Origin of the sequence: Bacillus sp. SIMBA_026 (assembly GCF_046535335.1) — a bacterium.
Classification (GTDB): domain Bacteria; phylum Bacillota; class Bacilli; order Bacillales; family Bacillaceae; genus Bacillus; species Bacillus velezensis.
The window spans coordinates 1,588,241-1,613,433 of the sequence record NZ_JAWRWX010000001.1 but is presented as its reverse complement, the minus strand read 5'-3'; the positions used below and the strand labels follow the sequence as shown (position 1 = coordinate 1,613,433).

Annotated in this window: 35 protein-coding genes and 1 riboswitch; of the genes, 27 read left to right on the top strand and 8 right to left on the bottom strand. The window is 45.8% G+C overall.

Features of this window, described 5'->3' with window-relative positions; genetic code table 11:
- Nucleotides 1–3 precede the first annotated feature (3 nt).
- The 6 genes from comGC to SB847_RS07625 are packed head-to-tail and all read left to right on the top strand — an operon-like array spanning nucleotide 4 to nucleotide 2,060.
- The gene (gene comGC, locus SB847_RS07650) at nucleotides 4–312 is read left to right on the top strand and encodes a competence type IV pilus major pilin ComGC (protein ID WP_410561503.1); all 309 of its coding nucleotides are present in this window, start codon (nucleotides 4–6) and stop codon (nucleotides 310–312) included.
- Nucleotides 302–739, top strand: a complete 438-nt coding sequence (comGD, locus tag SB847_RS07645; protein ID WP_410561505.1) for a competence type IV pilus minor pilin ComGD — start codon at nucleotides 302–304, stop codon at nucleotides 737–739. The genes comGC and comGD overlap by 11 nt, the downstream gene beginning before the upstream one ends.
- Nucleotides 723–1,037 (top strand): competence type IV pilus minor pilin ComGE, encoded by a 315-nt coding sequence (gene comGE / locus SB847_RS07640; protein ID WP_174738084.1) that lies wholly within the window; start codon nucleotides 723–725, stop codon nucleotides 1,035–1,037. The genes comGD and comGE overlap by 17 nt, the downstream gene beginning before the upstream one ends.
- Before the next feature lie 13 nt (nucleotides 1,038–1,050).
- Nucleotides 1,051–1,446, top strand: a complete 396-nt coding sequence (gene comGF / locus SB847_RS07635; protein WP_410561507.1) for a competence type IV pilus minor pilin ComGF — start codon at nucleotides 1,051–1,053, stop codon at nucleotides 1,444–1,446.
- Nucleotides 1,447–1,824, top strand: coding sequence for a competence type IV pilus minor pilin ComGG (gene comGG, locus SB847_RS07630; protein ID WP_410561509.1), 378 nt, complete (start codon nucleotides 1,447–1,449; stop codon nucleotides 1,822–1,824).
- A gap of 56 nt (nucleotides 1,825–1,880) precedes the next feature.
- Nucleotides 1,881–2,060 (top strand): YqzE family protein, encoded by a 180-nt coding sequence (locus SB847_RS07625; RefSeq protein ID WP_410561510.1) that lies wholly within the window; start codon nucleotides 1,881–1,883, stop codon nucleotides 2,058–2,060.
- Nucleotides 2,061–2,100: 40 nt separating this feature from the next.
- On the opposite strand, the gene SB847_RS07620 is transcribed toward SB847_RS07625, so the two are convergent.
- Nucleotides 2,101–2,430: a DUF3889 domain-containing protein gene (locus SB847_RS07620; protein ID WP_410561511.1), complete on the bottom strand. Its 330-nt coding sequence runs from the start codon at nucleotides 2,428–2,430 to the stop codon at nucleotides 2,101–2,103.
- Nucleotides 2,431–2,688: 258 nt separating this feature from the next.
- Between SB847_RS07620 and tapA the strand changes: the two genes are divergently transcribed.
- The 3 genes from tapA to tasA all read left to right on the top strand — a co-directional run bounded on the left by tapA (nucleotide 2,689) and on the right by tasA (nucleotide 4,766).
- On the top strand, nucleotides 2,689–3,360 hold the full coding sequence (tapA, locus tag SB847_RS07615; RefSeq protein WP_375004235.1) for an amyloid fiber anchoring/assembly protein TapA: 672 nt from the start codon (nucleotides 2,689–2,691) through the stop codon (nucleotides 3,358–3,360).
- The gene (gene sipW / locus SB847_RS07610; protein WP_015240205.1) at nucleotides 3,332–3,916 is read left to right on the top strand and encodes a signal peptidase I SipW; all 585 of its coding nucleotides are present in this window, start codon (nucleotides 3,332–3,334) and stop codon (nucleotides 3,914–3,916) included. Before tapA ends, sipW begins: the two co-directional genes overlap by 29 nt.
- Nucleotides 3,917–3,980: 64 nt before the next feature.
- Complete coding sequence (gene tasA / locus SB847_RS07605; protein ID WP_044802563.1) at nucleotides 3,981–4,766, top strand: biofilm matrix protein TasA; 786 nt, start codon at nucleotides 3,981–3,983, stop codon at nucleotides 4,764–4,766.
- A gap of 47 nt (nucleotides 4,767–4,813) precedes the next feature.
- Here tasA and sinR read toward each other — a convergent pair whose 3' ends face one another.
- From sinR to SB847_RS07585, 4 genes are all read right to left on the bottom strand, one after another.
- The gene (gene sinR, locus SB847_RS07600; protein WP_003153104.1) at nucleotides 4,814–5,149 is read right to left on the bottom strand and encodes a transcriptional regulator SinR; all 336 of its coding nucleotides are present in this window, start codon (nucleotides 5,147–5,149) and stop codon (nucleotides 4,814–4,816) included.
- Nucleotides 5,150–5,182: 33 nt separating this feature from the next.
- Entirely contained in the window at nucleotides 5,183–5,356 is a 174-nt protein-coding gene (sinI, locus tag SB847_RS07595; RefSeq protein ID WP_007612543.1) for an anti-repressor SinI, read from the bottom strand.
- A 176-nt stretch (nucleotides 5,357–5,532) separates the two neighbouring features.
- A complete protein-coding gene (locus SB847_RS07590) occupies nucleotides 5,533–6,327 on the bottom strand; it encodes a YqhG family protein (RefSeq protein WP_014418368.1) in 795 nt (264 codons plus the stop codon).
- Between the two features lie 21 nt (nucleotides 6,328–6,348).
- Nucleotides 6,349–8,019 carry a DEAD/DEAH box helicase gene (locus SB847_RS07585; RefSeq protein ID WP_410577503.1) on the bottom strand — a complete coding sequence of 557 codons (1,671 nt, stop codon included), beginning with the start codon at nucleotides 8,017–8,019 and terminating at the stop codon, nucleotides 6,349–6,351.
- 144 nt (nucleotides 8,020–8,163) lie between these two features.
- Nucleotides 8,164–8,264: riboswitch (glycine riboswitch) on the top strand.
- 178 nt (nucleotides 8,265–8,442) lie between these two features.
- Between SB847_RS07585 and gcvT the strand changes: the two genes are divergently transcribed.
- From gcvT to gcvPB, 3 genes are read left to right on the top strand one after another with little or no spacing between them, the layout of a single operon-like run.
- Nucleotides 8,443–9,543: a glycine cleavage system aminomethyltransferase GcvT gene (gcvT, locus tag SB847_RS07580; protein WP_012117974.1), complete on the top strand. Its 1,101-nt coding sequence runs from the start codon at nucleotides 8,443–8,445 to the stop codon at nucleotides 9,541–9,543.
- Nucleotides 9,544–9,557: 14 nt separating this feature from the next.
- Entirely contained in the window at nucleotides 9,558–10,904 is a 1,347-nt protein-coding gene (gene gcvPA, locus SB847_RS07575; RefSeq protein WP_410577502.1) for an aminomethyl-transferring glycine dehydrogenase subunit GcvPA, read from the top strand.
- Nucleotides 10,897–12,372 carry an aminomethyl-transferring glycine dehydrogenase subunit GcvPB gene (gene gcvPB, locus SB847_RS07570; protein WP_410577500.1) on the top strand — a complete coding sequence of 492 codons (1,476 nt, stop codon included), beginning with the start codon at nucleotides 10,897–10,899 and terminating at the stop codon, nucleotides 12,370–12,372. Before gcvPA ends, gcvPB begins: the two co-directional genes overlap by 8 nt.
- 51 nt (nucleotides 12,373–12,423) lie before the next feature.
- On the opposite strand, the gene SB847_RS07565 is transcribed toward gcvPB, so the two are convergent.
- A complete protein-coding gene (locus SB847_RS07565) occupies nucleotides 12,424–12,804 on the bottom strand; it encodes a rhodanese-like domain-containing protein (RefSeq protein ID WP_007408335.1) in 381 nt (126 codons plus the stop codon).
- A 192-nt stretch (nucleotides 12,805–12,996) separates the two neighbouring features.
- Here SB847_RS07565 and SB847_RS07560 point away from each other — a divergent pair, with 192 nt between their 5' ends.
- The 3 genes from SB847_RS07560 to SB847_RS07550 all read left to right on the top strand — a co-directional run bounded on the left by SB847_RS07560 (nucleotide 12,997) and on the right by SB847_RS07550 (nucleotide 15,352).
- Nucleotides 12,997–13,833: a lipoate--protein ligase family protein gene (locus SB847_RS07560; RefSeq protein WP_003153114.1), complete on the top strand. Its 837-nt coding sequence runs from the start codon at nucleotides 12,997–12,999 to the stop codon at nucleotides 13,831–13,833.
- A gap of 100 nt (nucleotides 13,834–13,933) precedes the next feature.
- A complete protein-coding gene (gene mntR / locus SB847_RS07555) occupies nucleotides 13,934–14,362 on the top strand; it encodes a transcriptional regulator MntR (RefSeq protein ID WP_007408338.1) in 429 nt (142 codons plus the stop codon).
- 114 nt (nucleotides 14,363–14,476) lie between these two features.
- Nucleotides 14,477–15,352: a patatin-like phospholipase family protein gene (locus SB847_RS07550; RefSeq protein WP_410561519.1), complete on the top strand. Its 876-nt coding sequence runs from the start codon at nucleotides 14,477–14,479 to the stop codon at nucleotides 15,350–15,352.
- Here SB847_RS07550 and SB847_RS07545 read toward each other — a convergent pair.
- On the bottom strand, nucleotides 15,349–15,744 hold the full coding sequence (locus SB847_RS07545) for an SA1362 family protein (protein WP_007408340.1): 396 nt from the start codon (nucleotides 15,742–15,744) through the stop codon (nucleotides 15,349–15,351). The two genes, SB847_RS07550 and SB847_RS07545, sit on opposite strands and share 4 nt — an antisense overlap.
- Nucleotides 15,745–15,778: 34 nt before the next feature.
- Nucleotides 15,779–16,735, bottom strand: a complete 957-nt coding sequence (locus SB847_RS07540) for a DUF1385 domain-containing protein (RefSeq protein WP_007408341.1) — start codon at nucleotides 16,733–16,735, stop codon at nucleotides 15,779–15,781.
- 221 nt (nucleotides 16,736–16,956) lie between these two features.
- Between SB847_RS07540 and SB847_RS07535 the strand changes: the two genes are divergently transcribed.
- The 12 genes from SB847_RS07535 to SB847_RS07480 all read left to right on the top strand — a co-directional run bounded on the left by SB847_RS07535 (nucleotide 16,957) and on the right by SB847_RS07480 (nucleotide 25,049).
- Nucleotides 16,957–17,487, top strand: a complete 531-nt coding sequence (locus SB847_RS07535) for a YqhR family membrane protein (protein WP_410561522.1) — start codon at nucleotides 16,957–16,959, stop codon at nucleotides 17,485–17,487.
- 131 nt (nucleotides 17,488–17,618) lie between these two features.
- Nucleotides 17,619–18,680 (top strand): M24 family metallopeptidase, encoded by a 1,062-nt coding sequence (locus tag SB847_RS07530; RefSeq protein WP_032874041.1) that lies wholly within the window; start codon nucleotides 17,619–17,621, stop codon nucleotides 18,678–18,680.
- Nucleotides 18,681–18,704: 24 nt separating this feature from the next.
- The gene (efp, locus tag SB847_RS07525; RefSeq protein WP_003153123.1) at nucleotides 18,705–19,262 is read left to right on the top strand and encodes an elongation factor P; all 558 of its coding nucleotides are present in this window, start codon (nucleotides 18,705–18,707) and stop codon (nucleotides 19,260–19,262) included.
- 147 nt (nucleotides 19,263–19,409) lie between these two features.
- On the top strand, nucleotides 19,410–19,691 hold the full coding sequence (locus SB847_RS07520) for a YqhV family protein (protein ID WP_003153124.1): 282 nt from the start codon (nucleotides 19,410–19,412) through the stop codon (nucleotides 19,689–19,691).
- Nucleotides 19,692–19,768: 77 nt separating this feature from the next.
- The gene (gene spoIIIAA, locus SB847_RS07515) at nucleotides 19,769–20,692 is read left to right on the top strand and encodes a stage III sporulation protein AA (protein WP_012117969.1); all 924 of its coding nucleotides are present in this window, start codon (nucleotides 19,769–19,771) and stop codon (nucleotides 20,690–20,692) included.
- A complete protein-coding gene (gene spoIIIAB / locus SB847_RS07510) occupies nucleotides 20,686–21,201 on the top strand; it encodes a stage III sporulation protein SpoIIIAB (protein ID WP_032874046.1) in 516 nt (171 codons plus the stop codon). The genes spoIIIAA and spoIIIAB overlap by 7 nt, the downstream gene beginning before the upstream one ends.
- Before the next feature lie 22 nt (nucleotides 21,202–21,223).
- Nucleotides 21,224–21,430, top strand: a complete 207-nt coding sequence (gene spoIIIAC / locus SB847_RS07505; RefSeq protein ID WP_003153142.1) for a stage III sporulation protein AC — start codon at nucleotides 21,224–21,226, stop codon at nucleotides 21,428–21,430.
- Between the two features lie 12 nt (nucleotides 21,431–21,442).
- Nucleotides 21,443–21,832 carry a stage III sporulation protein AD gene (gene spoIIIAD / locus SB847_RS07500; RefSeq protein ID WP_076982559.1) on the top strand — a complete coding sequence of 130 codons (390 nt, stop codon included), beginning with the start codon at nucleotides 21,443–21,445 and terminating at the stop codon, nucleotides 21,830–21,832.
- A gap of 32 nt (nucleotides 21,833–21,864) precedes the next feature.
- Nucleotides 21,865–23,073, top strand: a complete 1,209-nt coding sequence (spoIIIAE, locus tag SB847_RS07495) for a stage III sporulation protein AE (RefSeq protein ID WP_003153145.1) — start codon at nucleotides 21,865–21,867, stop codon at nucleotides 23,071–23,073.
- 16 nt (nucleotides 23,074–23,089) lie between these two features.
- Entirely contained in the window at nucleotides 23,090–23,710 is a 621-nt protein-coding gene (gene spoIIIAF / locus SB847_RS07490) for a stage III sporulation protein AF (protein ID WP_003153146.1), read from the top strand.
- The gene (spoIIIAG, locus tag SB847_RS07485; protein ID WP_014418358.1) at nucleotides 23,703–24,395 is read left to right on the top strand and encodes a stage III sporulation protein AG; all 693 of its coding nucleotides are present in this window, start codon (nucleotides 23,703–23,705) and stop codon (nucleotides 24,393–24,395) included. The genes spoIIIAF and spoIIIAG overlap by 8 nt, the downstream gene beginning before the upstream one ends.
- Nucleotides 24,396–24,398: 3 nt before the next feature.
- Nucleotides 24,399–25,049 (top strand): SpoIIIAH-like family protein, encoded by a 651-nt coding sequence (locus tag SB847_RS07480; protein WP_007408346.1) that lies wholly within the window; start codon nucleotides 24,399–24,401, stop codon nucleotides 25,047–25,049.
- Nucleotides 25,050–25,193: the final 144 nt, after the last annotated feature.

Genomic DNA, 25,193 nt, shown 5'->3' with positions numbered 1-25,193 from the left:
GGAGTGCTTCGTCTGAAAAATCAAGATGGATTTACTTTAATTGAAATGCTGATCGTTTTATTTATCGTTTCCATTCTGCTTTTAATTACCATTCCTAACGTTACAAAACATAATCAAAGCATTCAGCATAAAGGCTGTGAAGGACTGCAGAATATGGTGAAAGCCCAAGTGACGGCGTACGAAATCGATCATGACGGTAAAATGCCGGATATGAACGATTTACAATCAGAGGGGTATATCAAAAAGAATACAGCCTGCCCGAATGGTAAACAGATCTTAATTAGTGGCGGAGAAGTTACAGTTGAACAATAACAGGCGGACAGAAAATGGGTTTACCCTTCTTGAAAGCCTGATTGTGTTAAGCCTGGCGTCCGTCCTGCTGACGGTTTTGTTCACGACAGTTCCGGCGGTCTGCACCCACCTTGCCGTGCGGCAAAAAACAGAACAGCTCCAAAAAGATATTCAGCTTGCTCAGGAAACGGCTATCGCAGAACATAAAAGAACAAAAATCACTTTTCTTCCAAAAGAGCATAAATACAAACTGCAGTCAGGCGGAAGGATTGTCGAGCGTTCTTTTGATTCGCTTCATATTACACTTGTGACTTTACCGGAGAGCCTTGAATTTAACGAAAAAGGCCATCCGAATTCGGGAGGAAAGATTCAATTGAAGAGCGCCGGGTTCACCTATGAGATAACAGTTTACTTAGGGAGCGGAAATGTCCATGCTAAACGGAAATAAGGGGTTCTCTACTATTGAAACACTATCAGCAATGGCCATTTGGCTGTTCCTTATGACGTCTATCATTCCGGTCTGGACGGACATGCTGACAGATGGTCTGAAAATAGAAGATCGCCAGGAAGCGTACCAGCTTCTTCAAAAACATATCAGCACTTATATGATGACCGGAAAAAAGCCGCCGTCTCCCGATGTGAAGTGGAAGGAGGATGGTGAGTATTACAAAGTGTGTGCGGCTGACCGCGGTGAAAAAGAAATGTGCCTCAGTATTCTCAAAACAGACTGGCTTTACGCTTCTTAATGTTTTGTTCTCCTTGGCAGTCTGTCTTTTCCTATCAGGAACCCTGGGCCCGATTTTACATCTATTTTTATCAAACCGGGCCGATAACGGCGGATTAGACAGCCGGGAGCATCAAATTGCCGTTCAGCAGATCATGAACGAATGTAAACAGGCTGAGATTGTGAAGCCGGCGGACGGCGGACGGGCGTTAGCATGCCGGAAAACAGGAGGCGAAGAAGTGCGTTTTGAAATTTATCATAAGATGATAAGGAAAAGAGTAAACGGAAAAGGCCACGTGCCGATCCTGCAAAACGCGGCATCATTAACGGCTGATGTGAAAAACGGTCTGATCTTATTAGAGATCTCAAGCGTTGCAGGTAAAAAGAAGCAGGCGGTCATTCCGGTTTACAGCTCTTTTAAAGGTGATTAAATGTGCAAATCTGACGGTTTTATATATCCCGCGGTTCTGTTTGTTTCTGCCGCAGTTTTACTTGTCATCAGCTATACTTCATCTGATTTCATCACCCGAAAAACATTTGCAAAAGAGGCCGGGGAGTACTGGATCGGAGAGAACCTGCTCCAAAACGGCGCGCTGCTGTCAAGCCGCCATATGGCACAGGGAAAAAAGGCCCGGGCTGGTACACAGCGTTTTCCGTACGGAACTGTTTCCTTCCACATCACCGGGAGTGATCGCCGGGAAACGGTTCAGGTTACAATTCAGGCGGAAACCACGACAGGCACGAGACGGGAGGCTCACCTTTTGTTCGATCAGAAGAAGAAACAGCTGATTCAATGGACGGAAGTATAAAAAAGAGGCGGCGGGACAACACTTCATAGTAAAGACAGCACTATGAGGTGAGAGCCGTGAAAACAAATGATTATGTAAAATATATGACAGAGCAATTCGTTAAATATTTCGATACGCCGAAACAGGAACGGAAAGAGCGAAAAGAAGTGCGGAAAGAAAAGAAAGTACCGGCTTCTCAGCACTGGTTCGGAATATTGCCGTACAGTTTTAAGCTGTGGATGAAGCGGAAAAAATAAAGTTGAATCACCCGAAAGGTCCTCCTGATACAGGAGGGCCTTATTGGTATTCCTCAATGACGGCAATTTTATTTACCTTTTGGCTGTAGGGATTAAAAGAAATCGTAACAAACACACCAAATTCTTTTGCGCCATCCCGCAATGTCAAGTGGTATTGCTTGACTGCTTCGTCCTTTCTTTTCCGATCCCACACCTTTTGAATAAATAACGTTTGGGCGAGCGGATATCTTTTTTTAGCTTCTTTTTCTGCTAACTTTTCCCATTTTGATTTATGGTGAACAGCATAATAAGGCACCGTTTCCGCCTGAGCTGTTCCTGAAACCCCGAAAACAAGAAGAGAAAGGCAAATCAGACTTTGTTTGATCATCATTCTTCGTCCTTTCGCTGTATATACTTTCCATTTTGTGCTAGGCACCTCGTTATTTTCTCACGTTTTATTAGAAAAAATTCCAAAAAGGTGTGTAATTTGAAGCAAAACGATGTTTTTGAAAGATACCATTCTCAAAAACGAACAATTTGACCGAATTTGACATTTTTCAAGACGATAATCCTTGATTATACTTTGTTCATACGGTTCTTTAAAGAGAACGGTTGTCATATTTATTAACAGTTTTACAGGGGGTAAGGCATGTTCCGATTGTTGCGAATGGAAAAAAAGGGCAAGGTGAGATGGCGGATGATGCTATTTTTACGGCTTTCGTTCATTTTTTGCCTGTCTGTGACGATATGTGCTCAGTTCACAGGTGATACAAGTTCCTCCTTCAATGATGTGAAAAGCTTCAGTCTCCCGGTTCAAACGTGCGGAGATTTTCAATATACGGATGACGATTGCCGTTATGACGAACGCTGGGATCAAAGTGATTTACATATAACAAATCAAACTGATACGTCAGGCACCGTGTGTGCGCCGCTTCAGCTCTATGCCGAGCTGGAGAATAAGGGAAAAGAGCGGACTGTTTCTGACTGGAAATGGGAGCTCCATAAAATCGCTTCTCCGCAGCAGCCTTTACGAAACGGCAATGTTGTGGATAAAGGGCTTATTACTGATAAAAAAAGCAAAACGATTTATAAAATTGAGTCAAAGCGGTCTTTGAAGCCGGGCATATACGCATTCAAGGTTTACAAGCCTGAAGGGTATCCGGCGGACGAAGAAAAATTTGAGTGGTCAAAACCAATGAAACTCGTCAAATGCCGGGAACAGGCGACCGTTTCCGATCTAAAGAAAACGGAGAAAGAGCCGGCAGAGCCGGTAAAAGAAAGCGGGGAAGAACATGAAAAAAACGCTGAAACTGATCAGTAATATTTTGTATGCCGTCATCTTCAGCTTGATTATTGTGCTGACGTTAACGGTGATTTCGACCCGGGCTTCCGGGGGTGAGCCGGCCATCTTCGGCTACACGCTGAAATCCGTGCTGTCGGGTTCAATGGACCCGGAATTTAAGACGGGTTCGCTCATAGCGGTAAAGAAAATTTCCGACGTGAATGACTTAGAAAAAGGGGATGTGATCACCTTTACGCAAGATGACGGAACAGCCGTCACACACAGAATAATCGGGATCACAAAAAAGGACGGGAACCTGCTGTTTGAGACAAAAGGGGATCATAATGCCGCCCCGGATGCCGCACCCGTTCAAGCTGAAAAAGTGGCGGCCCAGTATACGGGATATCAGCTTCCGTATGCCGGATATGTCATCCATTTGGCCAGCCAGCCGATCGGAACGGCGATTCTGTTAATCGTTCCCGGCGTCATGCTTTTGATTTACTCCATAACAGTCATTGTCAGCGCCCTTCGCGATATTGAGCGGAAAACGAAAGCGCTGGAAGAACATGCGAAAAAGGGAACCATCTCTACATGAATACGGTTGCAACCTGGCGACAGGATTTGATAACAAAACTAAAAAGTAAGGGGAGAGTACAAACATGGGTATGAAAAAGAAATTAAGCTTGGGCGTTGCCTCAGCCGCACTCGGTTTAGCATTAGTAGGAGGAGGCACATGGGCCGCATTTAATGATGTGAAGTCGACAGACGCTACATTTGCATCAGGAACACTTGATTTATCGGCTAAAGAACAATCAGCCAATGTCAATTTGTCAAACTTAAAACCAGGCGATAAATTGACGAAAGATTTCGAATTCAGAAACAACGGTTCACTTGCCATTAAAGAAGTGCTGATGGCTTTGAATTTTACTGACTTTAAAGGAGCAAAGAAAGGAAATGAATCTGCGGAGGATTTCCTCAGCCAGTTTGAAATTACGGTTCTGACAGTCGGCAAAGAAGGGGGCAACGGCTATCCTAAAAATATCATTTTGAAGGCGGCCAGCCTGAAAGACTTATACTTAATGTCAACAAAACAGGATAAAGCAGCTGCCGAAGCGATCAGCAAGCACATTGATCCGAAATTCTTGAGTGAGAGCGGAAAAGTCAATGTAGCAACCATTAACGGCAAAACAGCTCCTGAGTACGACGGAGTTCCGAAAACGCCTGCTGATTATGATCAGGTGAGAATGGAAATCAAATTTAAAAATGACACCGCTAAAACTGCGGACGGATTAAGTGTGCAAAACAAGTTCCAAGGCAATGCGATTTCTCTTCAATTCTCTTTTGAAGCAACGCAATGGAACGGCTTGACCATTACGAAAGATCATACGGATAAAGACGGTTACGTCAAGGAAAATGAAAAGGCTCACAGTGAGGATAAAAACTAATCCGAAAGTCGGACAGTTAAAAGAGGAGTTGTGCACATATGGCGGCACTACTCCTCTTTTTGCGCTTTTCTCCATTTTTGATAATCTAAAAATTCACGAAATTGTTTTTTTGATACCCCGGATGTCATTGCATCGCGAACTAATTTCTCCCATTCACTATCTAATTGACCATCGTATTCGGTTTCATGTTTTTCATCAAGTAAAGTATGAACCGAGACGTCCAGAACAGCGGAGACTTTTTCGAGAAATTGAATGGAGGGGTTCGTCTGTAAATTTCGTTCTATTGAGCTTAAATAAGACTTCGCTACCCCAGCTTTTTCAGCTAGTTCTGATAGTGAGTAGCCTTTTTCTTTTCGGTATTGTTTAATACGCTGGCCAATCAATGTCATCACCTTCCTTGTGATATTATAGCACATTCAGAAAGGATTTACGGTATGACTTCTGGCTGCCTGGATATGTTGAGAAGACTTTTTATTCGAAAGCAGGTATTTGCGTATTTCTTCCAGGCTGATATTTGCTTTTTGGGCTTCTAATATCAGCTCAACCCATTCCTTATCTAATTGCGAAAATTCCATTTTTGCATTTTTCATGCATTTTCTCCTCCTAAAATACTTGTTTATGTATTTCAGCCAATCCGCCCATGACCTTTTCTTTACATGTCTGGAAGTGATTCATCGCATGCGAAACGCCAGAAATTTTTTCTATATACTTTTATTATAATATAGAATTTCCAGAAAAAACGGGAAAGGTGTCGAATGGATAACGCTTATCCAGAAAAATTACTTTGCAGGAAAAATAAACCGCCGTTTTCGATCTGAATGTGAATTTTCGGCTGATATAAGGCTTTCAGCGCTTGTTTTTCCAAATGGTATTCCTCAGGTTTTTCCTCTGTCTGCTCATAAAACTGATCGAGCAGCCTGAGGTCCTTTTTCCATCTGGCGATCGCGCTGTCAGCCCAGTCTGACGGCTCTTTGGCGGCAGCGTCTTTTAAGTAATGCTCCATCCTTTTAATCCCGCTTTCCGGCTTAATCATCGGCGATATGGTAAAGCAATAGTCTGATATTTGTGAGGTCAGCGGAAGCGGTGCAAGCTTCTGCTGAAACCCTTCTATAATTGTTCCAGAAACAAGATGCAGGCCTAAAGACAAAAGTCTGTCTTTTTTCATGTCGGATTGGTATGAAATCACTACATTTAATCCAAGCCAGGGCTGAAGCGGAACTCTGGCTCCGGCTGATACAATTTTCTCATATATTCTTGTAAATCTCCCATTTTGTTTAACTGCTTGAAAGATTTGAAAGAGGCGCGGGGCTCCAAAGTAAATAAATTCGCCGTCCATATCCTCCGGAGCCGTTTCTTTATCAGTGATGAACGTAATCTTCATCGGGTTCGGTTCGCCGCCCGTTTTTTCACGCCAATGCCAATAAAACGGGCGGTTCATAATTTGTTTGTCCATCTCGACCGTCAACTGAACCGTCATAAAACCCGGCCCGTGTTCTGTAATCGGACAGTGGTTCGCTTCAAAAAATCGCAGTAAAAATTCGTGAACCTCCTGCTGTCTCATGTCGCGCTTCCTCCTTTTAGATTAAGATCCTTTTTTTCTGGCGGGCTTTCCCGTACCGTACGACAGAAAAGAGGTGAGATTGTCCATTTTGATTCTCATTTCTTCCTCTGTCAGCGAATGGCATAAAATATCATGCAAATGGTCTTCGAAATTGCTCACTTTGATTTTGGTTAAGATGTCATCTAATTCTCCGACGACATTTTCAAATAAATGAATTTTGTCATACAGAAGTTTTAAGATATGCTCTTCCACCGTGTGTTTTGTCGCCATATTGTAGATATGGACATCTCTTTCCTGACCGAGTCTGTGAATCCTTCCGATTCTTTGTTCAAGCCGCATCGGGTTCCACGGGAGGTCATAATTGATAATATGGTTGCAGAATTGCAGGTTGATCCCTTCGCCTCCGGCTTCTGTAGCGATCAGCACCTGCGCTTTGCCGCGGAAGAGGTCCTTCATCCAGTCTTTTTTTCCGCGTTTAAATCCGCCTCTGAACGGAACGGAGCTTATGCCGTTCTGCTGAAGGAACCATTGCAGGTAAATCTGTGTTGCCCTGTATTCAGTGAAAATAATGACTTTATCATTAATCTTTTGGATCAAGTCAACAACTTGAATCGCTTTTGAGTTTTGCGTGACTTGATTAATGCGGTCCATTAAATTAGCGATCGTCTGATCATCGAATGCGGGCGCTTGTTTGTCTTTTTGGTCAAGCATTTTTTTGAGCGTCATATACACGGCTTCCCTGCTTGAACAGCACTCTCTTTGCAGCGTCATAATGGAAAATGCGCTTGCGGGCTTTTCCGTGCCGTTTTTCAGTGCGACGATGTCATCGTAAAGCGCCTGTTCCGTCGGTGAAAAGGTGATCGGCACTGTTTCCACATGGCGCTTCGTCCATGTAAGGCCGGTGTCGCTCCGCGTGTTGCGGATCATTACCTTATTGACGAGCTCTTTCAAATGCTCATGAGCGTCAATCCCGTCCTTCCGATTGAAGGTTTCTTGAAATCCGCTTTCGTTTCCTAAATGGCCGGGTTTTAACAGTGACACTAAATTGAAGATTTCTTCGATCCGGTTTTGAATCGGTGTCGCCGTCAGAAGCAGGCAGTATTTCTTCACAAGACTTCTCGCAAATTCATAATTTTTCGTTTTGCTGTTTTTGAGCTTGTGCGCCTCGTCAATAATGACGAGATCATACGGAATAGAAAGCACAATGTCTTTGTGAGGCGAGCGTTTGGCCGTATCAATAGAAGAAACGACGATATCGCACTGTTCCCACACATAGCTTTTCTTCTGTTCAACAGCGGGTATTAAAAACTTCTCCTGAAGCTCTTTCACCCACTGGGAAACGAGTGATGCCGGCACAAGAATCAGGATTTTTTTGGCCAGCCCGCGAATCATATATTCTTTTAAAATCAGGCCCGCTTCCACCGTTTTTCCGAGCCCCACTTCATCAGCCAAAATTGCCTTGCCATTCATTTTTTCAACGACTTTCTGCGCGACCTCAAGCTGATGGGGAAGCGGAGTGAAATCGGGAAGGTATAAAGGAGCCCTCAATCCTTCAAATTCAGGAATGGCAAGGGTCTGCTGGACTTCGGCCGACAGTTTGTACATCTCCCAATTTGACCAGGGACCGTCCGTTTTCAGCCGCTCAGAAAACTCTCCCGGCCAGTTTGCATCAAATATGATCTCTGCTGTCATATGTAACAAAACCGCCTTTCTTTTAAAAAACTGATTTATCATAATTTTTGTTGCCGGACGTAAGTGAGGGTGGTAGGATATAAGTAATGATTTCACTAAAAGATATTGCTTTAGTATGTCCATAAAATTGGTAAATATGAGCGGATGACAGCAAGGGGAGAGACTCGGACGGAAGATGGGCGTCCGGGCGCCGAAGGAGCAAACTGCGGAGTGAATCTCTCAGGCAAAAGAACTCTTGCTCGACGCAACTCTGGAGAGTGTCTGCGTTTAGAAGAAGCAGGCCACCAAAGGGGACGTCTTTATGATATGTTCATAAAGTAAACTTTCAGGTGCCGGGACAGAGAAACCTTCATTTTCATGAGGTGTTTCTCTGTCCTTTTTTATATGTTTTTACAATGCGCCAATGACTGAAGGGGGAAGATGATGCTGAAACGAACACCGCTTTATGACGTGTATAAAGAATACGGCGGAAAAACGATTGATTTTGGAGGATGGGAGCTGCCGGTTCAATTTTCTTCTATTAAAGAGGAGCATGAAGCCGTCCGCACAAAAGCGGGCCTGTTTGATGTGTCCCATATGGGGGAAGTCGAAGTATCCGGTAAAGACGCCCTGTCTTTTCTCCAAAAAATGATGACAAATGACGTTGCCGATTTAAAGCCGGGAAACGCGCTCTATACCGCCATGTGTTATCCTGACGGCGGTACGGTCGATGACTTGCTGATCTATCAGAAAAGCGAGAGCTGCTATCTGCTCGTGATTAACGCGTCTAATATTGAAAAAGACATCGCTTGGCTGACGGAACATACGGAAGGCGACGTCACGCTGACGAATCAGTCTGACGGGATTTCACTGCTTGCCGTTCAGGGGCCGAATGCTCAGTCGGTTCTTGCGAAGCTGACTGAATGTGATTTGTCCTCCTTAAAGCCGTTTACATTTATTGATAAGGCGGACGTTGCCGGACGCCAAGTCCTGCTTTCAAGAACAGGCTATACCGGTGAAGACGGGTTTGAGTTATATTGCCGTAATGAAGATGCAGTTCATCTATTTAAGGAGATACTTGCAGCGGGAGAGCATGAAGGCCTCGTTCCGTGCGGCCTCGGCGCCCGTGATACGCTGAGATTTGAAGCGAAGCTTGCTTTATACGGTCAGGAATTGACGAAAGATATTACACCGATTGAAGCCGGAATCGGATTTGCCGTGAAACACAAGAAAGATTCCGATTTTTTCGGGAAATCAGTATTGCGCGAACAGAAAGAAAAAGGAGCCCCGCGAAAGCTGGTCGGACTTGAGATGATTGAAAAAGGGATTCCGAGACACGGGTACGCCGTGAAAAAAGACGGTGTTCCGATCGGTGAAGTCACGACAGGCACGCAATCTCCGACTTTAAAGAAAAATATCGGCCTTGCCTTAATCAAAACGGAATTCAGTGAAGTCGGAACGGAAGTAGAAGTGGAAATCCGTAAAAAAACGGTAAAAGCGAAGATTGTCCGCACACCGTTTTATAAACGTCCAAAACAGAGCTGAAAAAGGAGAGTCATATGAAGCATCGATATTTGCCCGCGACAGAACAGGATAAAAAAGAAATGCTGAAAGCCATCGGCGCAGAAACAATTGATGAACTGTTTGCCGATATTCCGGAAAATGTACGGTTTCAAAAAGACTACCAAATTAAACAAGCAAAGTCAGAAACTGAGCTGACGAGAGAGCTGACGAAGCTTGCGGCGAAAAATAAAGACGCTGTTACATATGCATCTTTTCTGGGGGCAGGAGTGTACGATCACTACCAGCCGGTTATCGTCGATCATGTGATATCCCGATCAGAGTTTTACACCGCATATACGCCTTACCAGCCTGAAATCTCACAAGGAGAGCTGCAGGCGATTTTTGAATTTCAAACGATGATCTGTGAATTAACGGGAATGGATATCGCAAACTCCTCTATGTACGACGGGGGAACGGCGCTGGCGGAAGCGGCGATGCTTGCGTCGGGCCATACGAAAAAGAAAAAAATCGTCATTTCCGCAGCCGTTCATCCGGAATCGCGGGATGTTTTGAAAACATACGCAAAGGGCCAATATATTGAGGTTGTAGAGGTGCCTGCGAAAAACGGCGTCACAGATCTTGAAGCATTGGAACATGCCATTTGTGATGAAACGGCCGCCGTGATCGTCCAATATCCGAACTTCTTCGGACAAATCGAGCCGTTAAAGGACATTGAGCCGCTTGCACATAAAGGAAACAGCCAGCTGATTGTTTCTTCAAACCCGCTCGCGCTCGGTATTTTGAGACCGCCCGGGGCATACGGAGCTGATATCGTCGTCGGGGACGCGCAGCCTTTCGGCATACCTGCGGCGTTCGGCGGCCCGCATTGCGGCTATTTTGCAGTAACGAAAAAACTGATGAGAAAGGTGCCGGGCCGGCTTGTCGGCCAAACGGAGGATGAAAACGGGCGAAGAGGTTTTGTTCTCACTCTTCAGGCGCGCGAGCAGCATATCAGAAGAGACAAAGCCACGTCTAACATTTGTTCAAATCAGGCGCTGAATGCTTTAGCGGCTTCAGTCGCGATGACGGCGCTCGGAAAAAACGGCGTCAAAGACATGGCCCGCCAAAATATATTGAAAGCTGATTACGCGAGACGCCAAGCGGAAAAAGCCGGCTTACACGTAGCATTTGATGGCCCGATATTTAATGAATTTGCCGTCAGGCTGAATCTTCCCGTCAAGGAAGCAAACCGGCGGCTCCTGCAAGACGGCATCATCGGCGGATATGACTTAGGCCTTGCGTATCCGGAACTGAATCAGCATATGCTCATTGCCGTCACAGAGCTGAGAACAAAAGAAGAGATCGATTCGCTTATTGCGGGATTGGGGGATCAACATGAATAATCAAGATCAGGCGCTTATTTTTGAAATGTCCCGCGAAGGGCGTGTCGGTTACAGCCTTCCGGAGCTTGATGTGCCGGAAACAGAGCTTGAAAGCCTTCTTCCCGGTGGCTATATCCGCGATGAAGACGCAAAGCTGCCGGAAGTATCAGAGCTTGATATTATGCGGCATTATACCGCTCTTTCTAGGAGAAACCACGGAGTTGATTCAGGCTTTTATCCGCTCGGCTCCTGTACGATGAAATACAATCCGAAATTAAATGAAAAAATCGCCCGGATCGCAGGTTTTTCCGCGATTCATCCGCTTCAGGACGAGGATACTGTTCAGGGGGCGCTTGAGCTTTTATACGATTTAAGCGGACACTTGGAGGAGATTACGGGCATGGACGAGGTGACGCTGCAGCCTGCGGCGGGCGCTCACGGCGAATGGACCGGCCTGATGATGATCCGCGCCTATCACGAAGCGCGGGGAGACTTCGGACGGACGAAGGTGATTGTCCCTGATTCAGCCCACGGTACGAATCCGGCATCCGCCACGGTCGCCGGTTTTGAAACGATTACCGTCAAGTCAAATGAGCACGGGCTGGTTGACATTGAAGATTTGAAAAGAGCGGTAAATGAAGAAACAGCGGCGCTGATGCTGACGAATCCGAACACCCTCGGGTTATTTGAGGAAAACATTACGGAAATGGCTGAAATCGTCCATCAGGCCGGCGGAAAGCTTTATTATGACGGAGCGAATTTAAATGCCGTTTTAAGTAAAGCAAGACCGGGAGATATGGGATTTGACGTCGTTCACCTTAATCTGCATAAAACATTTACCGGGCCGCACGGCGGGGGAGGACCTGGCTCAGGGCCGGTCGGAGTGAAAAAAGAATTCATTCCGTATCTGCCGAAACCCGTTCTCACGAAAAAAGAGGGCCGTTTGACTTTTGACTATGACCGGCCGCAGTCGATCGGGCGCGTAAAACCTTATTACGGCAACTTCGGCATTAATGTCAGAGCCTACACGTATATCCGTTCCATGGGGCCTGACGGCTTAAAAGCCGTGACCGAACACGCGGTTTTAAATGCAAATTATATGATGAGAAGACTCGCGCCTTATTATGATCTCCCGTATGACCGTCATTGCAAGCATGAATTTGTGTTATCGGGAAGAAGGCAGAAAAAGCTCGGCGTACGAACGCTTGATATTGCCAAACGGCTTTTGGATTTCGGCTATCATCCGCCGACTGTGTATTTTCCTCTCAATGTTGAAGAAAGCATCATGATCGAACCGACGGAAACGGAATCAAAGGAAACGCTTGATGCGTTTATAGATGCCATGATTCAAATTGCGCGGGAAGTGGAGGAATCGCCTGAAATCGTTCAGGAGGCGCCGCATACAACAGTTGTCAAAAGAATGGATGAAACCAAGGCGGCAAGAAAGCCGGTTTTAAAGTACGAACATACACCTCACGTCAGCCGCTGACACGGTGTAAAAAAAGAGCTTCCGTATAAAACGGACAGCTCTTTTTTATGATTAGTTTTTTGCTTTAATTTTTCCGCCCCATTTTTTAAATCCGCCTTTCAGGTTGTAAATGTCTTTACAGCCGTGTTTGCGGAGCGTCTGTGCCGCGCGTCCGCTGCGGACATTGTTTTGGCAGTACAGATAAACGGGTTTATCAGGACGGATTTCACTTTTGCGCTGTTTCAGCTGTGACAGCGGAATGTTGCGCGCGCCGAGAATATGGCCGCCTTCAAATTCATTCGGTTCACGGACGTCAATCAGCTGCGCTTTTCTGTAGCCCGCGCGGAATTCCTCTTCCGTAAGTGTTTTCATTAAACGCTGCTGGTAAAAATACGACACGATCATATAAACGATAAACGCCGCAACAATAATTAAAGCAATCATATTAGACAATGCGATTCTACTCCTTTAGCTTATAAAATAAAACCCTGCTTCCTGAAAACAAGGCTTACCGGACGTTTTGGGACAAATACTATTATAGTAAAGCATGAAGCGATTGTCATCCTTAATGAAACGAAATATTTTTCATTTTCAAGGCAGTTTGTTAAACTGATTTTATTAAAACGATAAAGAAGGGTTCAGTGTATGGAAAAAGAAACATGGCGGTTTATTGACTCAGGGAATGAAAGCCCGGCATTTAACATGGCGCTGGATGAAGCGCTTTTATATTGGCACAGCCAAAAAAAAATTCCTCCGGTGATCCGTTTTTACGGCTGGAATCCGGCAACTTTGTCTGTCGGGTATTTTCAAAATATTAAGAAGGAAATTAACTTTGACGCAGTACATAAACACGGCCTCGGGTTTGTCAGAAGACCGACAGGCGGACGGGGTGTTCTGCATGATAAAGAATTGACATACAGCGTAATCGTTTCAGAGGATCACCCGGAAATGCCGGCCACGGTGACAGAGGCGTACCGGGTGATTTCAGAAGGTATTCTGCAGGGATTCAGAAACCTTGGACTTGATGCCTGCTTTGCGATTCCGCGAACGGAGAAAGAAAAAGAAAGCTTGAAAAATCCGCGCTCGTCCGTCTGCTTTGATGCGCCTTCGTGGTATGAACTGGTCGTCGAAGGACGGAAAGTTGCCGGAAGCGCACAGACACGCCAAAAAGGCGTCATTCTTCAGCACGGTTCCATCCTGCTTGACATTGATGAGGATAAGCTGTTTGATCTGTTTTTATATCCGAGCGACAGAGTCCGTGAACGCATGCAGCGGAATTTCAAAAACAAAGCGGTAGCCATCAACGCCTTAGCGCCGAAACGGGTAACGATGGATGAGGCCAGAATCGCTTTTAAAGCCGGTTTTGAGGAAGGGCTGAACATTCATCTTGAGCCTTACACACTCACGTCTGAAGAGCTTGCATTTGTCAATGAGCTGGCTGAGACGAAATACGCGTCTGATGAATGGAATTATAAGCGCTGATAAGGCTTGACAGACCGGAAGCATCCTTGTTTTTTCATGACCGTTAGTGTAAACTTGTAATGGTTTATAAAAGTTAAGGTGCTTTTTGGGAGGGTTACTTATGACAACACCAAGTATGGAAGATTATATTGAACAGATTTATATGCTGATAGAAGAAAAAGGATATGCACGGGTTTCTGATATCGCGGAAGCTTTGGCAGTCCACCCCTCCTCTGTAACGAAAATGGTTCAAAAACTAGATAAAGACGAGTATTTGATTTATGAAAAATATCGCGGGCTCGTATTGACGTCAAAAGGTAAAAAGATCGGCAAACGGCTCGTATACAGACACGAATTGCTTGAGCAGTTTTTAAGAATCATTGGTGTTGATGAAGAGAAGATTTACAATGATGTTGAAGGAATCGAACATCATCTGAGCTGGAACAGTATTGACCGTATCGGCGACCTCGTTCAGTATTTTGAAGATGACGAAAGCCGGAAAAAAGAATTGAAATCCGTACAGAAAAAAACCGAAAATCCCGGTGAATAAAGGGCAGCCCGAAATGGGGCGCCCTTTTTTTAATGTCTTCATTCTTTGGTCTATTTCGCCCAGCCGTTTCTTAAAATAATAATACACCTTGAGATGGAAGGGAGAGGGCGCGCTATGCAGATTGACGGCGTATTTTCGGGCGGGGGGATAAAAGGGGTGGCGCTTGCCGGCGCTTATGAAGCGCTGGAAGAAAAGGGCTTTCGCTTTGAAAGGCTCGCCGGAACAAGCGCCGGCGCAATTATTGCCGCATTAATCGCTGCGGGCTATACGAGCAGAGAGGTTCATTCGATCATAGATGAGGTGGACGGAAGGCAATTGCTTGATCAGAGATACTCATTCCTCCCGCTGAAAATCCTGCGGTGGGTGTCGATATATTGGCGCCTCGGACTATACAGAGGCGATATGCTGGAAAAATGGATTGCGGATAAATTAAAAGCGAAGGGCATCATCGCGTTCGGCGATTTGAAAAAAGGCTCGCTCCGTCTCATCGCTTCAGATCTGACGAACGGAACGATGATCGTGCTTCCTGACGATCTTCCCCGCTACGGATTAAATCCGGAGATGTTCCCGGTTGCCAGAGCCGTCAGAATGAGCTGCAGTATTCCTTATTTTTTTGAACCGATAAAACTGAAGACCGAAAAAGGCACCTCGACGGTCGTTGACGGCGGCGTGTTAAGCAATTTCCCGATTTGGCTGTATTCAAAAGAACGCAAACGGCCGGTCATCGGAATTTCGCTTTCGCCCAACGAAAAAGAGCGCCCGAAAAAATCAATCCGCAACGCTTTTGAGCTGTTCGGGGCTTTGTTTGAAACGATGAAAGACGCTCATGATGCCAGGCATATCGCGACAAAGTACGAACAGAATATTATTTTTATTCCGGTGGAACATGTGATGGCGACGGAGTTTCATCTCACACCGCAAAAAAAACTAGCTCTCATTGAGCTAGGAAAAAGCAGAACAGAGCAATTTTTGAAGCAATGGAGCTATTAAAAAAGCGCTCTGTTTTTCTTTTTATTCTTTTTACCTTCTATGACGGTAAGCTGGGTCTGGCTTTTTTTCTTAAGAATCATCGGCTTCGGTCTGCTGCTGCTCGGCACGCTCCGCAAATGGCTGACCCGGCCTCTGTGTCCGGCGCGGTGCTTCGCTTTTTGCTCCTTCATTCGGAGCCGCGATTGTCTGGCCGCTTTTCTGAAAGCGGTTCCGTCACGGCCGGTGCGGCGGTTCAGGACCGTCCTCACGATAAAATAAATAATGATGCCTGCGATAATAACGGTGATCGCTCTTGAAATCATCTGCCCGGGGTTGGTTACCGCCGCATAAATGAAACCGAATGCGCCAAGCGCTATCAATACAGCAAAAAAAGGTTGTACACGATGATTCATAACTGCCCACCTCCAAAATAATAACGGTAACGGTTCAGATTACGTTGTGAGACGGCTTTTCGCTCTGTTCTGAAATGTCTTCCAGTCTGAGAAGCTCGTTAAAGCTTTCTATGGCAACCTCGACCTGGTCATCCGCCGGTTCCTTTGTCGTTAAAAGCTGCAGCCACAGGCCGGGATAACCGAGCACTTTCAAAACGGGGATATTCCGCACTCTGTTCGTCAGCTGGAGCACTTCAAAGGAGATGCCGAGAACGACCGGTATAAGCGCAATCCTGTCTAAAATCCGCACCCAAAGCGGATCTGTCGGAACGAGTAAATAGATGAACATGCCGACAATGATCGTAAATAAAATAAAGCTTGAACCGCAACGGTAATGAAGCCGTGACTGTTTCTGAACATTTTCTATTGTAATTGGCAAATTCTGTTCATAACAGTTTATGACCTTATGTTCGGCTCCATGATATTGAAACACTCTTTTAATTAACGGCGTCATTGATAAAAAATAAATGTAGCCGAGAAGCAGAATCAGCTTAAACAGACTTTCGATTCCGATCTGCGCGGCGTCTGAGGAAAATACGGGTCTTACAAGCTCCGCTAAGAAGACCGGGACGAGCGTAAAAACGAATTTGCTGAACAAAAACGACAGAACGCCGATCACCGCCAGGCTGAAAAACATCGATAAGCCCGAACCCTTCTTATCTTCCTGCTCCAGTTTGGCGTCATCTTGAGGATCAAGCCCGTAACGTTCGCTGGAAAAGTTTAAATGCTTTGTGCCGTTGGCGCTCGCCTCAATGATGGCGACGATTCCCCGCAAAAAAGGAATCTTTTTTAAAGCCGAAAGCTTGGCGTTCGGCACTCTCGGAAGCTTGAAAAAATCAATGCTTCCGTCATTCCTGCGGATGGCGGTAACATAATTTTTTCTGCCGCCGAACATGACTCCTTCAACGACAGCCTGCCCGCCGTATGCAGGGGGCGTTTTTTGTTTGGACATTGTTTATCAACCTGCCTGTTTTCTTAGGATTTACTAACCATTTCCTTTCACTCTATTGTACAGGAAACCTCGGTAAACCTCTAGTTAGACAGCCGGAAAATCAATGCTTTTTCTACATGCAGTATACCCTGTTTTTTTAGAATTTACTCATTGAATGAAAATATGGCGCAGCTTTTTATGACTTTTCAATTTTGGGGCAGTCTATGACTGGAGGTGCCATGATGACAAGCGAACAACATTCAGAACAGGAAGAAAAAAAGAAGCAGGATGATGATCAGCAGCCTGTTTCATTTACCGGCAGAATTTGCGGTATCGGATTTGCCGGCGGTGTATTTTGGAGTTTGATCGGCTATCTCGGGTATGTCTTTCATTTTTCAGAGATCAGCCCCAACATGATTCTTCAGCCGTTTATGATCGGAGAATGGAAAAAACAATGGCTCGGCACGATGGTCAGCATCGTTATCATCGGATTAATTTCAATTGCCGGGGCGTTTATTTATTTCGTCTGCCTGAAGCGTTTTAAAACGATGTGGCCGGGGATGGTGTACGGCGTCATTTTATGGTGTGCGGTTTTTTTCTTATTCAATCCGATTTTCGAAGATGTGAAATCCGTCACTGAATTGAAATCAGATACAATCGTGACGACGCTTTGCCTTTACATTCTGTACGGTTTGTTTGTCGGCTACTCAATTTCCTTCAACTACAATGAACTTACGTCAGACAAGCTTGCAAGGGCGCTCGGCAACAAGTGAATAAGTGTATAATCCCTGTCCGGTATGGTAAAATGTTCACGAGAAGTGAACATTTTTTATGCTGAAAACCGAGCGGGGATGCTCCCGCGTTGTCAGGCGGCAGTCAAGAATCGGCGAGGAGGAGAAAGGGAATGAAACTTGAGAAATTGCGAAATCTTTTCGGTCAGCTGGATATAGACGGAATATTGGTGACAAGCTCCGCCAATCTGCAGTATATGACGGGATTTACGGGTTCGTCAGGCCTTGCGGTCATATCGAAAGAACGTGCGGCATTTATCACGGATTTCCGTTACACCGAGCAGGCGAAGACGCAAGTGAAGGGTTTTGACATTATCGAGCACGGCGGAAGCTTAATCCAAACGGCTGCGGATACGATTCTTGAGTACGGCATTAAAAAACTCGGCTTCGAGCAAAACAGCATGACGTACGGAACATATGCATCCTACCAAGCTGTGCTGCAGGAAGCGGAGATGGTTCCCGTCGCGGATTCCGTTGAAAAGTTGCGCTTGATTAAGTCAAGTGAAGAGATTAAGATATTAGAGGAAGCTGCGAAGATTGCGGATGATGCGTTTGAACATATTCTGACGTTTATCAAACCGGGCATCTCAGAGATTTCAGTTGCAAACGAGCTTGAATTTTATATGAGACGTCAAGGAGCAGACGGCTCTTCCTTTGATATGATCGTCGCCTCGGGAGTCAGATCCAGCCTTCCCCACGGAGTGGCAAGCGGCAAATTGATTGAAAAGGGAGACTTGGTCACGCTCGATTTCGGCGCTTATTATAAAGGCTATTGTTCTGATATCACACGCACCGTCGCGGTCGGAGAGCCAAGTGATAAACTGAAAGAGATTTATCAGGTCGTATACGATGCCCAAGCGCTTGGTGTCCTGCATATTAAACCCGGCATGACGGGAAAAGAAGCGGACGCCCTGACGAGGGATCACATCACCGCAAAAGGCTACGGACAGTATTTCGGCCATTCGACAGGACACGGGTTCGGAATGGAAGTCCATGAATCACCGGGGCTGTCTTTCAGGTCATCGGCCGTTCTTGAGCCGGGCATGGCGGTAACGGTCGAGCCGGGCATATACATACCGGATGTTGGGGGCGCAAGAATCGAAGATGATATCATCATCACTGAGGACGGCAACCGGACAATTACGCATTCCCCTAAAGAATTAATTATTTTGTGATCGGAATATAGGAGGACATCAAACATGATTTCAGTTAACGATTTTCGTACAGGACTAACGATTGAAGTAGACGGCGGCATTTGGCGCGTCGTTGACTTCCAGCACGTAAAGCCGGGAAAAGGAGCGGCATTTGTCCGTTCTAAATTGCGTAACCTGCGCACGGGCGCTATTCAGGAGAAAACATTCCGTGCAGGTGAAAAAGTCGCGAAAGCTCAAATCGAAACAAAAACGATGCAGTATCTTTATGCCAACGGCGATCAGCACGTGTTCATGGATACAAGCTCATATGAACAGCTTGAATTGAACGAAAACCAAATCGAAGAAGAATTAAAATATCTTCTGGAAAATATGTCTGTGCACATCATGATGTATCAGTCTGAAACGCTCGGTATTGAACTGCCTAACACAGTTGAACTGAAAGTTGTTGAAACTGAGCCGGGAATTAAAGGCGACACGGCGTCAGGCGGCACAAAACCTGCCAAAACGGAAACAGGTCTTGTCGTAAACGTTCCGTTTTTCGTGAACGAAGGCGATACGCTAGTTGTAAATACATCAGACGGTTCTTACGTCTCAAGAGCGTAGTTATAGAAATACGGAGTCTGCTCCTTTTAGGGGGCAGGCTTTTTTTGCGTTCTGCATCAGAATCTTTCTTCTATATGAAAATAGTGAGACTACTTCCGTCAGCTAGAGCATATAGTGTAACAAAATGCTTGAAGTTGGGGGATTGCAATGAAATTTTTGTTTGGTTCAATCAATTCTACTGTTTTAACGATGGCCGGTTTACGAGTTTTGTCCTCGCTCATTGAATTATCGGCCGCTATTATCATGCTTTTGACAAACGACATCAGAAAAGCGGTTGTGGTGAATAGTATTTTGGCAATCGTCGGGCCGCTGATCTTTATCATCACGATGACGATCGGCATTTATCAGATTGCCGGACAGCTCTCATATGCAAAATTAATATTGATTTTTGCGGGAGTGGTGCTGATTTTGGCCGGTGTGCATAAATAGAGGGCCGGGGTGTCATAAAGTCTGTCCCGGATCATACATTTTAAAGAAGCCAATCGGTAAAAAAGGAGGAGACTCTATTGAATGAAATTACAGAGGTTCTCCCTGAATTATTGAGAGATGCCATCTCCGCCGTGCCCGAAGAAGCGAGGCGGGATACAGAAGAAATCAGAATCCGCGTCGACAGGCCGGTTGAACTGATCCAAAAAGGACAACCTTTGTATTTGTCATATGTGTGCACGGCCGGCGACGCACAGCTGATCCTCAGCCGGCTCAGCAATTACAGTATGTACACGCTGGAAGAAGAGCTGAAAAAAGGATACATCACAATCAGAGGAGGCCACCGTGTGGGGCTGGCCGGAAGAGTCATCGTCGAAAACGGAGCCGTCAAAGGACTCCGGGATATTACTTCTTTTAATATCCGAATCGCCCGGGAGAAGCTGGGGATCGCAGAACCGCTCATTCCTTTCTTATGGAAAGAAAACTGGCTGAACACGCTGATCATCGGGCCTCCGCAAACAGGGAAAACGACCTTGCTTCGTGATTTGGCCCGGCTTTCCAGCACCGGATCAAAACGCATCCCGGCGAAAAAGACAGGTATCGTAGATGAACGGTCGGAAATTGCCGGCTGCCTGCGGGGCATTCCCCAGCACAGTTTCGGCCGCAGAATCGATGTCCTTGATGCTTGTCCGAAGGCGGAAGGGCTGATGATGATGATTCGCTCTATGAGTCCTGATGTCATAATTGTGGATGAAATCGGGAGAATGGAAGACTCACAAGCGCTGCTGGAGGCGCTCCATGCGGGCGTATCTGTTATCGTATCTGCGCACGGGTGGGACATGAAAGACTTGGTAAAGAGGCCGTCGCTGAAAATGCTTTGGGAGGAAAACGTGTTTGACCGGTATGTTGAACTGTCAAGGCGCCGCGGTCCGGGAACGATCAGCAGGATGTACGGAAAGGACGGGGAACCTGTTCCGCATGCTGAAAGCGTGATGACATGCTGAAGCTTTTGGGTGCCGTGTTTATTCTGACAGCGACGACTTGGACCGGGTTTGAGATCGCCAAAATGTATATTGAAAGGCCGAGGCAGATCCGTCAGCTGCGCGCGGCGCTCCAATCGCTTGAAGCGGAAATCATGTTCGGGCATACACCGCTGCATACCGCCTCGGGACAAATTGCCGCACAGCTTTCCAAACCTGTATCGTTACTGTTTCAAGCTTTCAGCAGAAGGCTTGAGCAGGGAAGTGATTCCGCCAAAACGGCTTGGGAACAGAGCTTGAAACATAACTGGCCTTCCATGGCGATGAAAAAAAGCGAATATGATGTGCTGAAGCAATTCGGAGAGACGCTCGGGCTCCATGACCGTGTTTCTCAGCAGAAACATATCAAGCTTGCGCTTACACATTTGGAAGCGGCGGAAGCGGATGCCGGACGGGCGCAGGCGAAAAATGAAAAAATGGTGAAAAGCTTAGGATTTTTAGCCGGACTGTTACTCATTCTTCTATTGATGTAAACATGAGGGGAGCAAACATTAAATGGGAGTCGACGTAAATGTCATTTTTCAAATCGCCGGAGTCGGTATCGTGGTTGCGTTTCTGCACACCATACTTGACCAAATGGGAAAAAAAGAATACGCCCAATGGGTGACGCTGCTTGGCTTTATCTATATTTTATTTATGGTGGCGACGATTGTCGATGACCTGTTCAAAAAGATCAAAGCTGTGTTTCTATTCCAAGGATAGGGGGGCTTACAGATTGAGATTGTTCAAATTGTAGGTTTAGGCCTGATCGCCACATTTCTCTCCCTGATCGTAAAAGAACAGAAACCGACTTTCGCGTTTATGATTGTCGTCTTCAGCGGCTGCGTAATTTTTCTTTATCTCGTCGACCAGATTTACGACATTATCAGAATGATAGAAAAAATAGCCGTCAATGCAAATGTCAATATGGTCTATGTGGAAACCATTTTAAAAATTATCGGCATCGCCTACATCGCTGAATTCGGAGCGCAGCTTACAAAGGATGCGGGCCAGGGAGCAATTGCTTCGAAAATAGAGCTGGCCGGAAAAATTTTGATACTGGTAATGGCCGTGCCGATACTCACCGTCATTATTGAAACGATTCTCGGACTTATTCCTTCATGATCATAAATAAAATGGAAAGGGGGGCACAAAAAATGAAGCGCTTTCGGTGGGCGGGAGCTTTTTTGTTCATCCTCTTATTTTTTCAGACTGAATGTGTACAAGCTGCCGGAACAGACGGTGCGTCGCAGGAAACCGCAGTTCACCAAGAATCCGCTGATGAAGTGGCGAAAAAGCAGGCCGAAGCGCTGAAAACAGAAGGCATCGGAAAGTTTTGGGACGACATCATGACAGAATACGGCGGTCTTCTGCCTGAAAGCCAAAAGGGAAGCATCATCGACTTTATTAACGGTGAAAAAACGTTCTCACCGGAGGCATGGCTGAAGGCTTTATTTTCATACTTGTTTCATGAAGTGCTCGCAAACGGAAAGCTTCTGGGAACTTTGATTCTTCTTACCATTTTTTGTGTCATTCTGCAGCTCCTGCAAAATGCGTTCCAGCAGAGCACCGTCAGCAAAGTGGCTTATGCAATCGTCTACATGGTGCTGATTATTCTCGCTTTAAACAGCTTTCATGTTGCCGTCAATTATGCCAGTGAAGCGATCCAGACGATGACAAGCTTCATTCTCGCGCTCATCCCGCTTTTACTCGCGCTTTTGGCGTCTTCCGGGGGAGCCGTCTCCGCAGCTTTTTTTCACCCCGTTATTTTATTTCTGATGAATACGAGCGGCCTTCTCATTCAAAACATCGTCATGCCGCTTATCTTCCTGTCAGCGATTTTAAGTATCGTCAGCACGATGACGGATCAATATAAAGTCACGCAGCTTGCCAATCTGCTCAGAAATATCGCGATCGGCGCGCTTGCCGTATTCCTCACCGTGTTTCTCGGCGTCATCTCCGTACAGGGGGCTTCGGCTGCCGTGACGGACGGGATTACGCTCAGGACTGCAAAATTTATAACAGGCAATTTTATTCCCGTGCTCGGCCGGATGTTTACGGATGCGACGGATACGGTCATCAGCGCCTCGCTCCTATTAAAAAACACTGTGGGAATCCTCGGAGTCGGAATTTTGATCTGCATCTCCGCGTTTCCGGCGATCAAAGTGCTCTCGCTCGCTTTTATTTATAAGCTCGCGGCCGCTATTTTGCAGCCGCTCGGAGGCGGGCCCGTCATTACGTGTCTCGGTGTCATCAGCAGAAGCGTACTGTATATTTTCGCGGCGCTCGCCATTGTCTCTCTCATGTTTTTCCTCAGCATCACAGTCATTATTACAGCAGGCAACCTCACCATGATGATGAAATAAAGGAGGCCCATTGGATATGAGCTTTTTAACAGAATGGCTGACAAGCATTATTTTATTTATCTTATTCGCCATCGTCATCGACATGCTGCTGCCCAGCTCCAGTATGCAAAAATATGCAAAGATGGTTGTCAGCCTGCTGTTAATCATTGTCATGCTCAACCCGATATTCAAACTTTTCAAAACAGACCCGGAAATCATCTTCGATTATTTGACAAAACAAGAGCAATCTCAATCCGCTGATATAAAAAATCAAATCAAATCAGAAAAAAAAGAAATACAAGCATCAAACCGCGCATATGTTTTAGAAGAAATGGCTGTCCAACTAAAAAAGAAAGCGGAGGAGATGTTCAGTCATGACGAATACAAAATAGACGACATCCGCCTTACAGCGGAAGAACAGGTTCGTTCAGAAGAAGATGTAAAAACGATCAGCGTGTATATGGCCCCATCTTCTGAAAAAACCGTGCAAACCGTCGCACCGATCGACATCCGCACAGACCGCAAATACGAACCGGAAGGCGCAGCCGACAAAAAAGAGGCCGCAGACATCAAAGAAAAACTTGCGGATATATGGGAAATCGGCAGTGAGAAAATTACGGTTTATATGGAAGGCGGGGAGAAAAACGGCCATGAATAAAAACGGACTATGGACCATACTCAAAAAACAGCTGATGATCGGACAGGCGAAAGACGGAGAAAAACCAAAACTGACAAAATATCATTACTTTCTGTTCGTGTTTGTGCTCGGGGTATCTTTTATGCTGGTCAGCCAGCTGTTCTCTTCACCGGAGAAAACCGGGAAGGACCAAACGGCGCAGACCGTCATGTCCGGCCGAACGGAAGACAAAAGCGGGCAAAAAAGCGCACCCGTTTTTAAGGCATCGAAAGACGGCAGCGCAAAAACCACAATCGATGATTACGAAAGAGACTATGAAAACCAGCTGAAAGAAATCCTTGAAACGATTATCGGCGTGGAGGATGTCTCAATTGTCGTAAACGTAGACGCAACATCTTTGAAAGTGTTTGAGAAAAACAAAACGAAAAAAGACACCACCACTGAAGAAACCGATAAAGAAGGCGGCAAAAGAAGCGTAACCGATCAAACCTCTGAAGAACAAATTGTCATGATTCGAAACGGGGACCAGGAAACCCCGGTCGTCGTCCAGACGAAAAAGCCCGATATCCGCGGTGTACTCGTTGTCGCTCAGGGAGTGGACAACGTTCAAATAAAAAAAACCATCATTGATGCCGTCACAAGGGTGCTTGATGTTCCGAGCTACCGTGTAGCGGTTGCCCCTAAAAAAATCAAGGAGGATTCATAAATCATGCTGAAAAAACAAACGGTTTGGCTTTTAACAATGCTCAGTCTCGTCGTGGTATTAAGTGTTTATTATATTATGTCGCCGGAAAGCAAAAATGCCGTGCAGATGAAAAGCGAAAAAAGCAGCGGAGAAGTCGCCACTGAAAAAACGCCGGCTCCTGAAACGAAAGATAAGAGCGGAAGCGGTACGGAAAAAGAAGACGGAACAAAAGGAACGAAAGATTCTAAAGGCACAAAAGAGGATAAAGAAACATCAGCCGAAGCATCGGACAAAGACGGATCGGTCGCCACAGAAACAGCTGATGAAAACTTATTTACCGCATACCGTATGGAACTTGAAGACGCAAGAAGCAAAGAAAGGGAACAGTTAAACAGCATTGTTTCAAGCGATGATGCGACCGCAAAGGAAAAAAGCGAAGCCTACGATAAAATGACGGCGCTAAGCAATGCTGAAGGGACGGAAAAACAGCTGGAAACGCTGATTAAAACACAAGGCTACAAAGATGCGCTCGTGGATGCTGAAGGAGACAAAATCAACATTACCGTCATGTCTGACAAACATTCAAACGCAAAAGCTTCCGCTATCATTGACCTGGTGGAAAAAGAAATCAAGACGATGAAAGACGTCGCCGTCACGTTTGAACCGACAAAGTAAGAGACCTGAAAAGCCCGCACCCGCTGCGGGCTTTTCTGATGTCATTTTAGATCAGTGTTGAATTTACACAAGCGCTCCTGTAAGATAAACATAGTATGTACTTTTAGTAGCAACCCATAAATTTCTATTTTTTATACATAGGAG

Coding starts and splice junctions, on each gene's coding strand:
- SB847_RS07480 (WP_007408346.1), top strand. CDS start 24,399: ATGCTGAAAAAACAAACGGTTTGGCTTTTAACAATGCTCAGTCTCGTC.
- SB847_RS07545 (WP_007408340.1), bottom strand. CDS start 15,744: ATGAATCATCGTGTACAACCTTTTTTTGCTGTATTGATAGCGCTTGGC.
- SB847_RS07535 (WP_410561522.1), top strand. CDS start 16,957: ATGACAAGCGAACAACATTCAGAACAGGAAGAAAAAAAGAAGCAGGAT.
- sipW (WP_015240205.1), top strand. CDS start 3,332: ATGAAAAAAACGCTGAAACTGATCAGTAATATTTTGTATGCCGTCATC.
- spoIIIAF (WP_003153146.1), top strand. CDS start 23,090: ATGAGCTTTTTAACAGAATGGCTGACAAGCATTATTTTATTTATCTTA.
- SB847_RS07550 (WP_410561519.1), top strand. CDS start 14,477: ATGCAGATTGACGGCGTATTTTCGGGCGGGGGGATAAAAGGGGTGGCG.
- SB847_RS07585 (WP_410577503.1), bottom strand. CDS start 8,019: ATGACAGCAGAGATCATATTTGATGCAAACTGGCCGGGAGAGTTTTCT.
- SB847_RS07560 (WP_003153114.1), top strand. CDS start 12,997: ATGGAAAAAGAAACATGGCGGTTTATTGACTCAGGGAATGAAAGCCCG.
- SB847_RS07540 (WP_007408341.1), bottom strand. CDS start 16,735: ATGTCCAAACAAAAAACGCCCCCTGCATACGGCGGGCAGGCTGTCGTT.
- tapA (WP_375004235.1), top strand. CDS start 2,689: ATGTTCCGATTGTTGCGAATGGAAAAAAAGGGCAAGGTGAGATGGCGG.
- SB847_RS07590 (WP_014418368.1), bottom strand. CDS start 6,327: ATGAGACAGCAGGAGGTTCACGAATTTTTACTGCGATTTTTTGAAGCG.
- gcvPB (WP_410577500.1), top strand. CDS start 10,897: ATGAATAATCAAGATCAGGCGCTTATTTTTGAAATGTCCCGCGAAGGG.
- comGG (WP_410561509.1), top strand. CDS start 1,447: ATGTGCAAATCTGACGGTTTTATATATCCCGCGGTTCTGTTTGTTTCT.
- SB847_RS07520 (WP_003153124.1), top strand. CDS start 19,410: ATGAAATTTTTGTTTGGTTCAATCAATTCTACTGTTTTAACGATGGCC.
- tasA (WP_044802563.1), top strand. CDS start 3,981: ATGGGTATGAAAAAGAAATTAAGCTTGGGCGTTGCCTCAGCCGCACTC.
- spoIIIAC (WP_003153142.1), top strand. CDS start 21,224: ATGGGAGTCGACGTAAATGTCATTTTTCAAATCGCCGGAGTCGGTATC.
- spoIIIAB (WP_032874046.1), top strand. CDS start 20,686: ATGCTGAAGCTTTTGGGTGCCGTGTTTATTCTGACAGCGACGACTTGG.
- spoIIIAE (WP_003153145.1), top strand. CDS start 21,865: ATGAAGCGCTTTCGGTGGGCGGGAGCTTTTTTGTTCATCCTCTTATTT.
- gcvT (WP_012117974.1), top strand. CDS start 8,443: ATGCTGAAACGAACACCGCTTTATGACGTGTATAAAGAATACGGCGGA.
- mntR (WP_007408338.1), top strand. CDS start 13,934: ATGACAACACCAAGTATGGAAGATTATATTGAACAGATTTATATGCTG.
- comGE (WP_174738084.1), top strand. CDS start 723: ATGCTAAACGGAAATAAGGGGTTCTCTACTATTGAAACACTATCAGCA.
- sinI (WP_007612543.1), bottom strand. CDS start 5,356: ATGAAAAATGCAAAAATGGAATTTTCGCAATTAGATAAGGAATGGGTT.
- SB847_RS07530 (WP_032874041.1), top strand. CDS start 17,619: ATGAAACTTGAGAAATTGCGAAATCTTTTCGGTCAGCTGGATATAGAC.
- spoIIIAG (WP_014418358.1), top strand. CDS start 23,703: ATGAATAAAAACGGACTATGGACCATACTCAAAAAACAGCTGATGATC.
- gcvPA (WP_410577502.1), top strand. CDS start 9,558: ATGAAGCATCGATATTTGCCCGCGACAGAACAGGATAAAAAAGAAATG.
- efp (WP_003153123.1), top strand. CDS start 18,705: ATGATTTCAGTTAACGATTTTCGTACAGGACTAACGATTGAAGTAGAC.
- SB847_RS07620 (WP_410561511.1), bottom strand. CDS start 2,430: ATGATGATCAAACAAAGTCTGATTTGCCTTTCTCTTCTTGTTTTCGGG.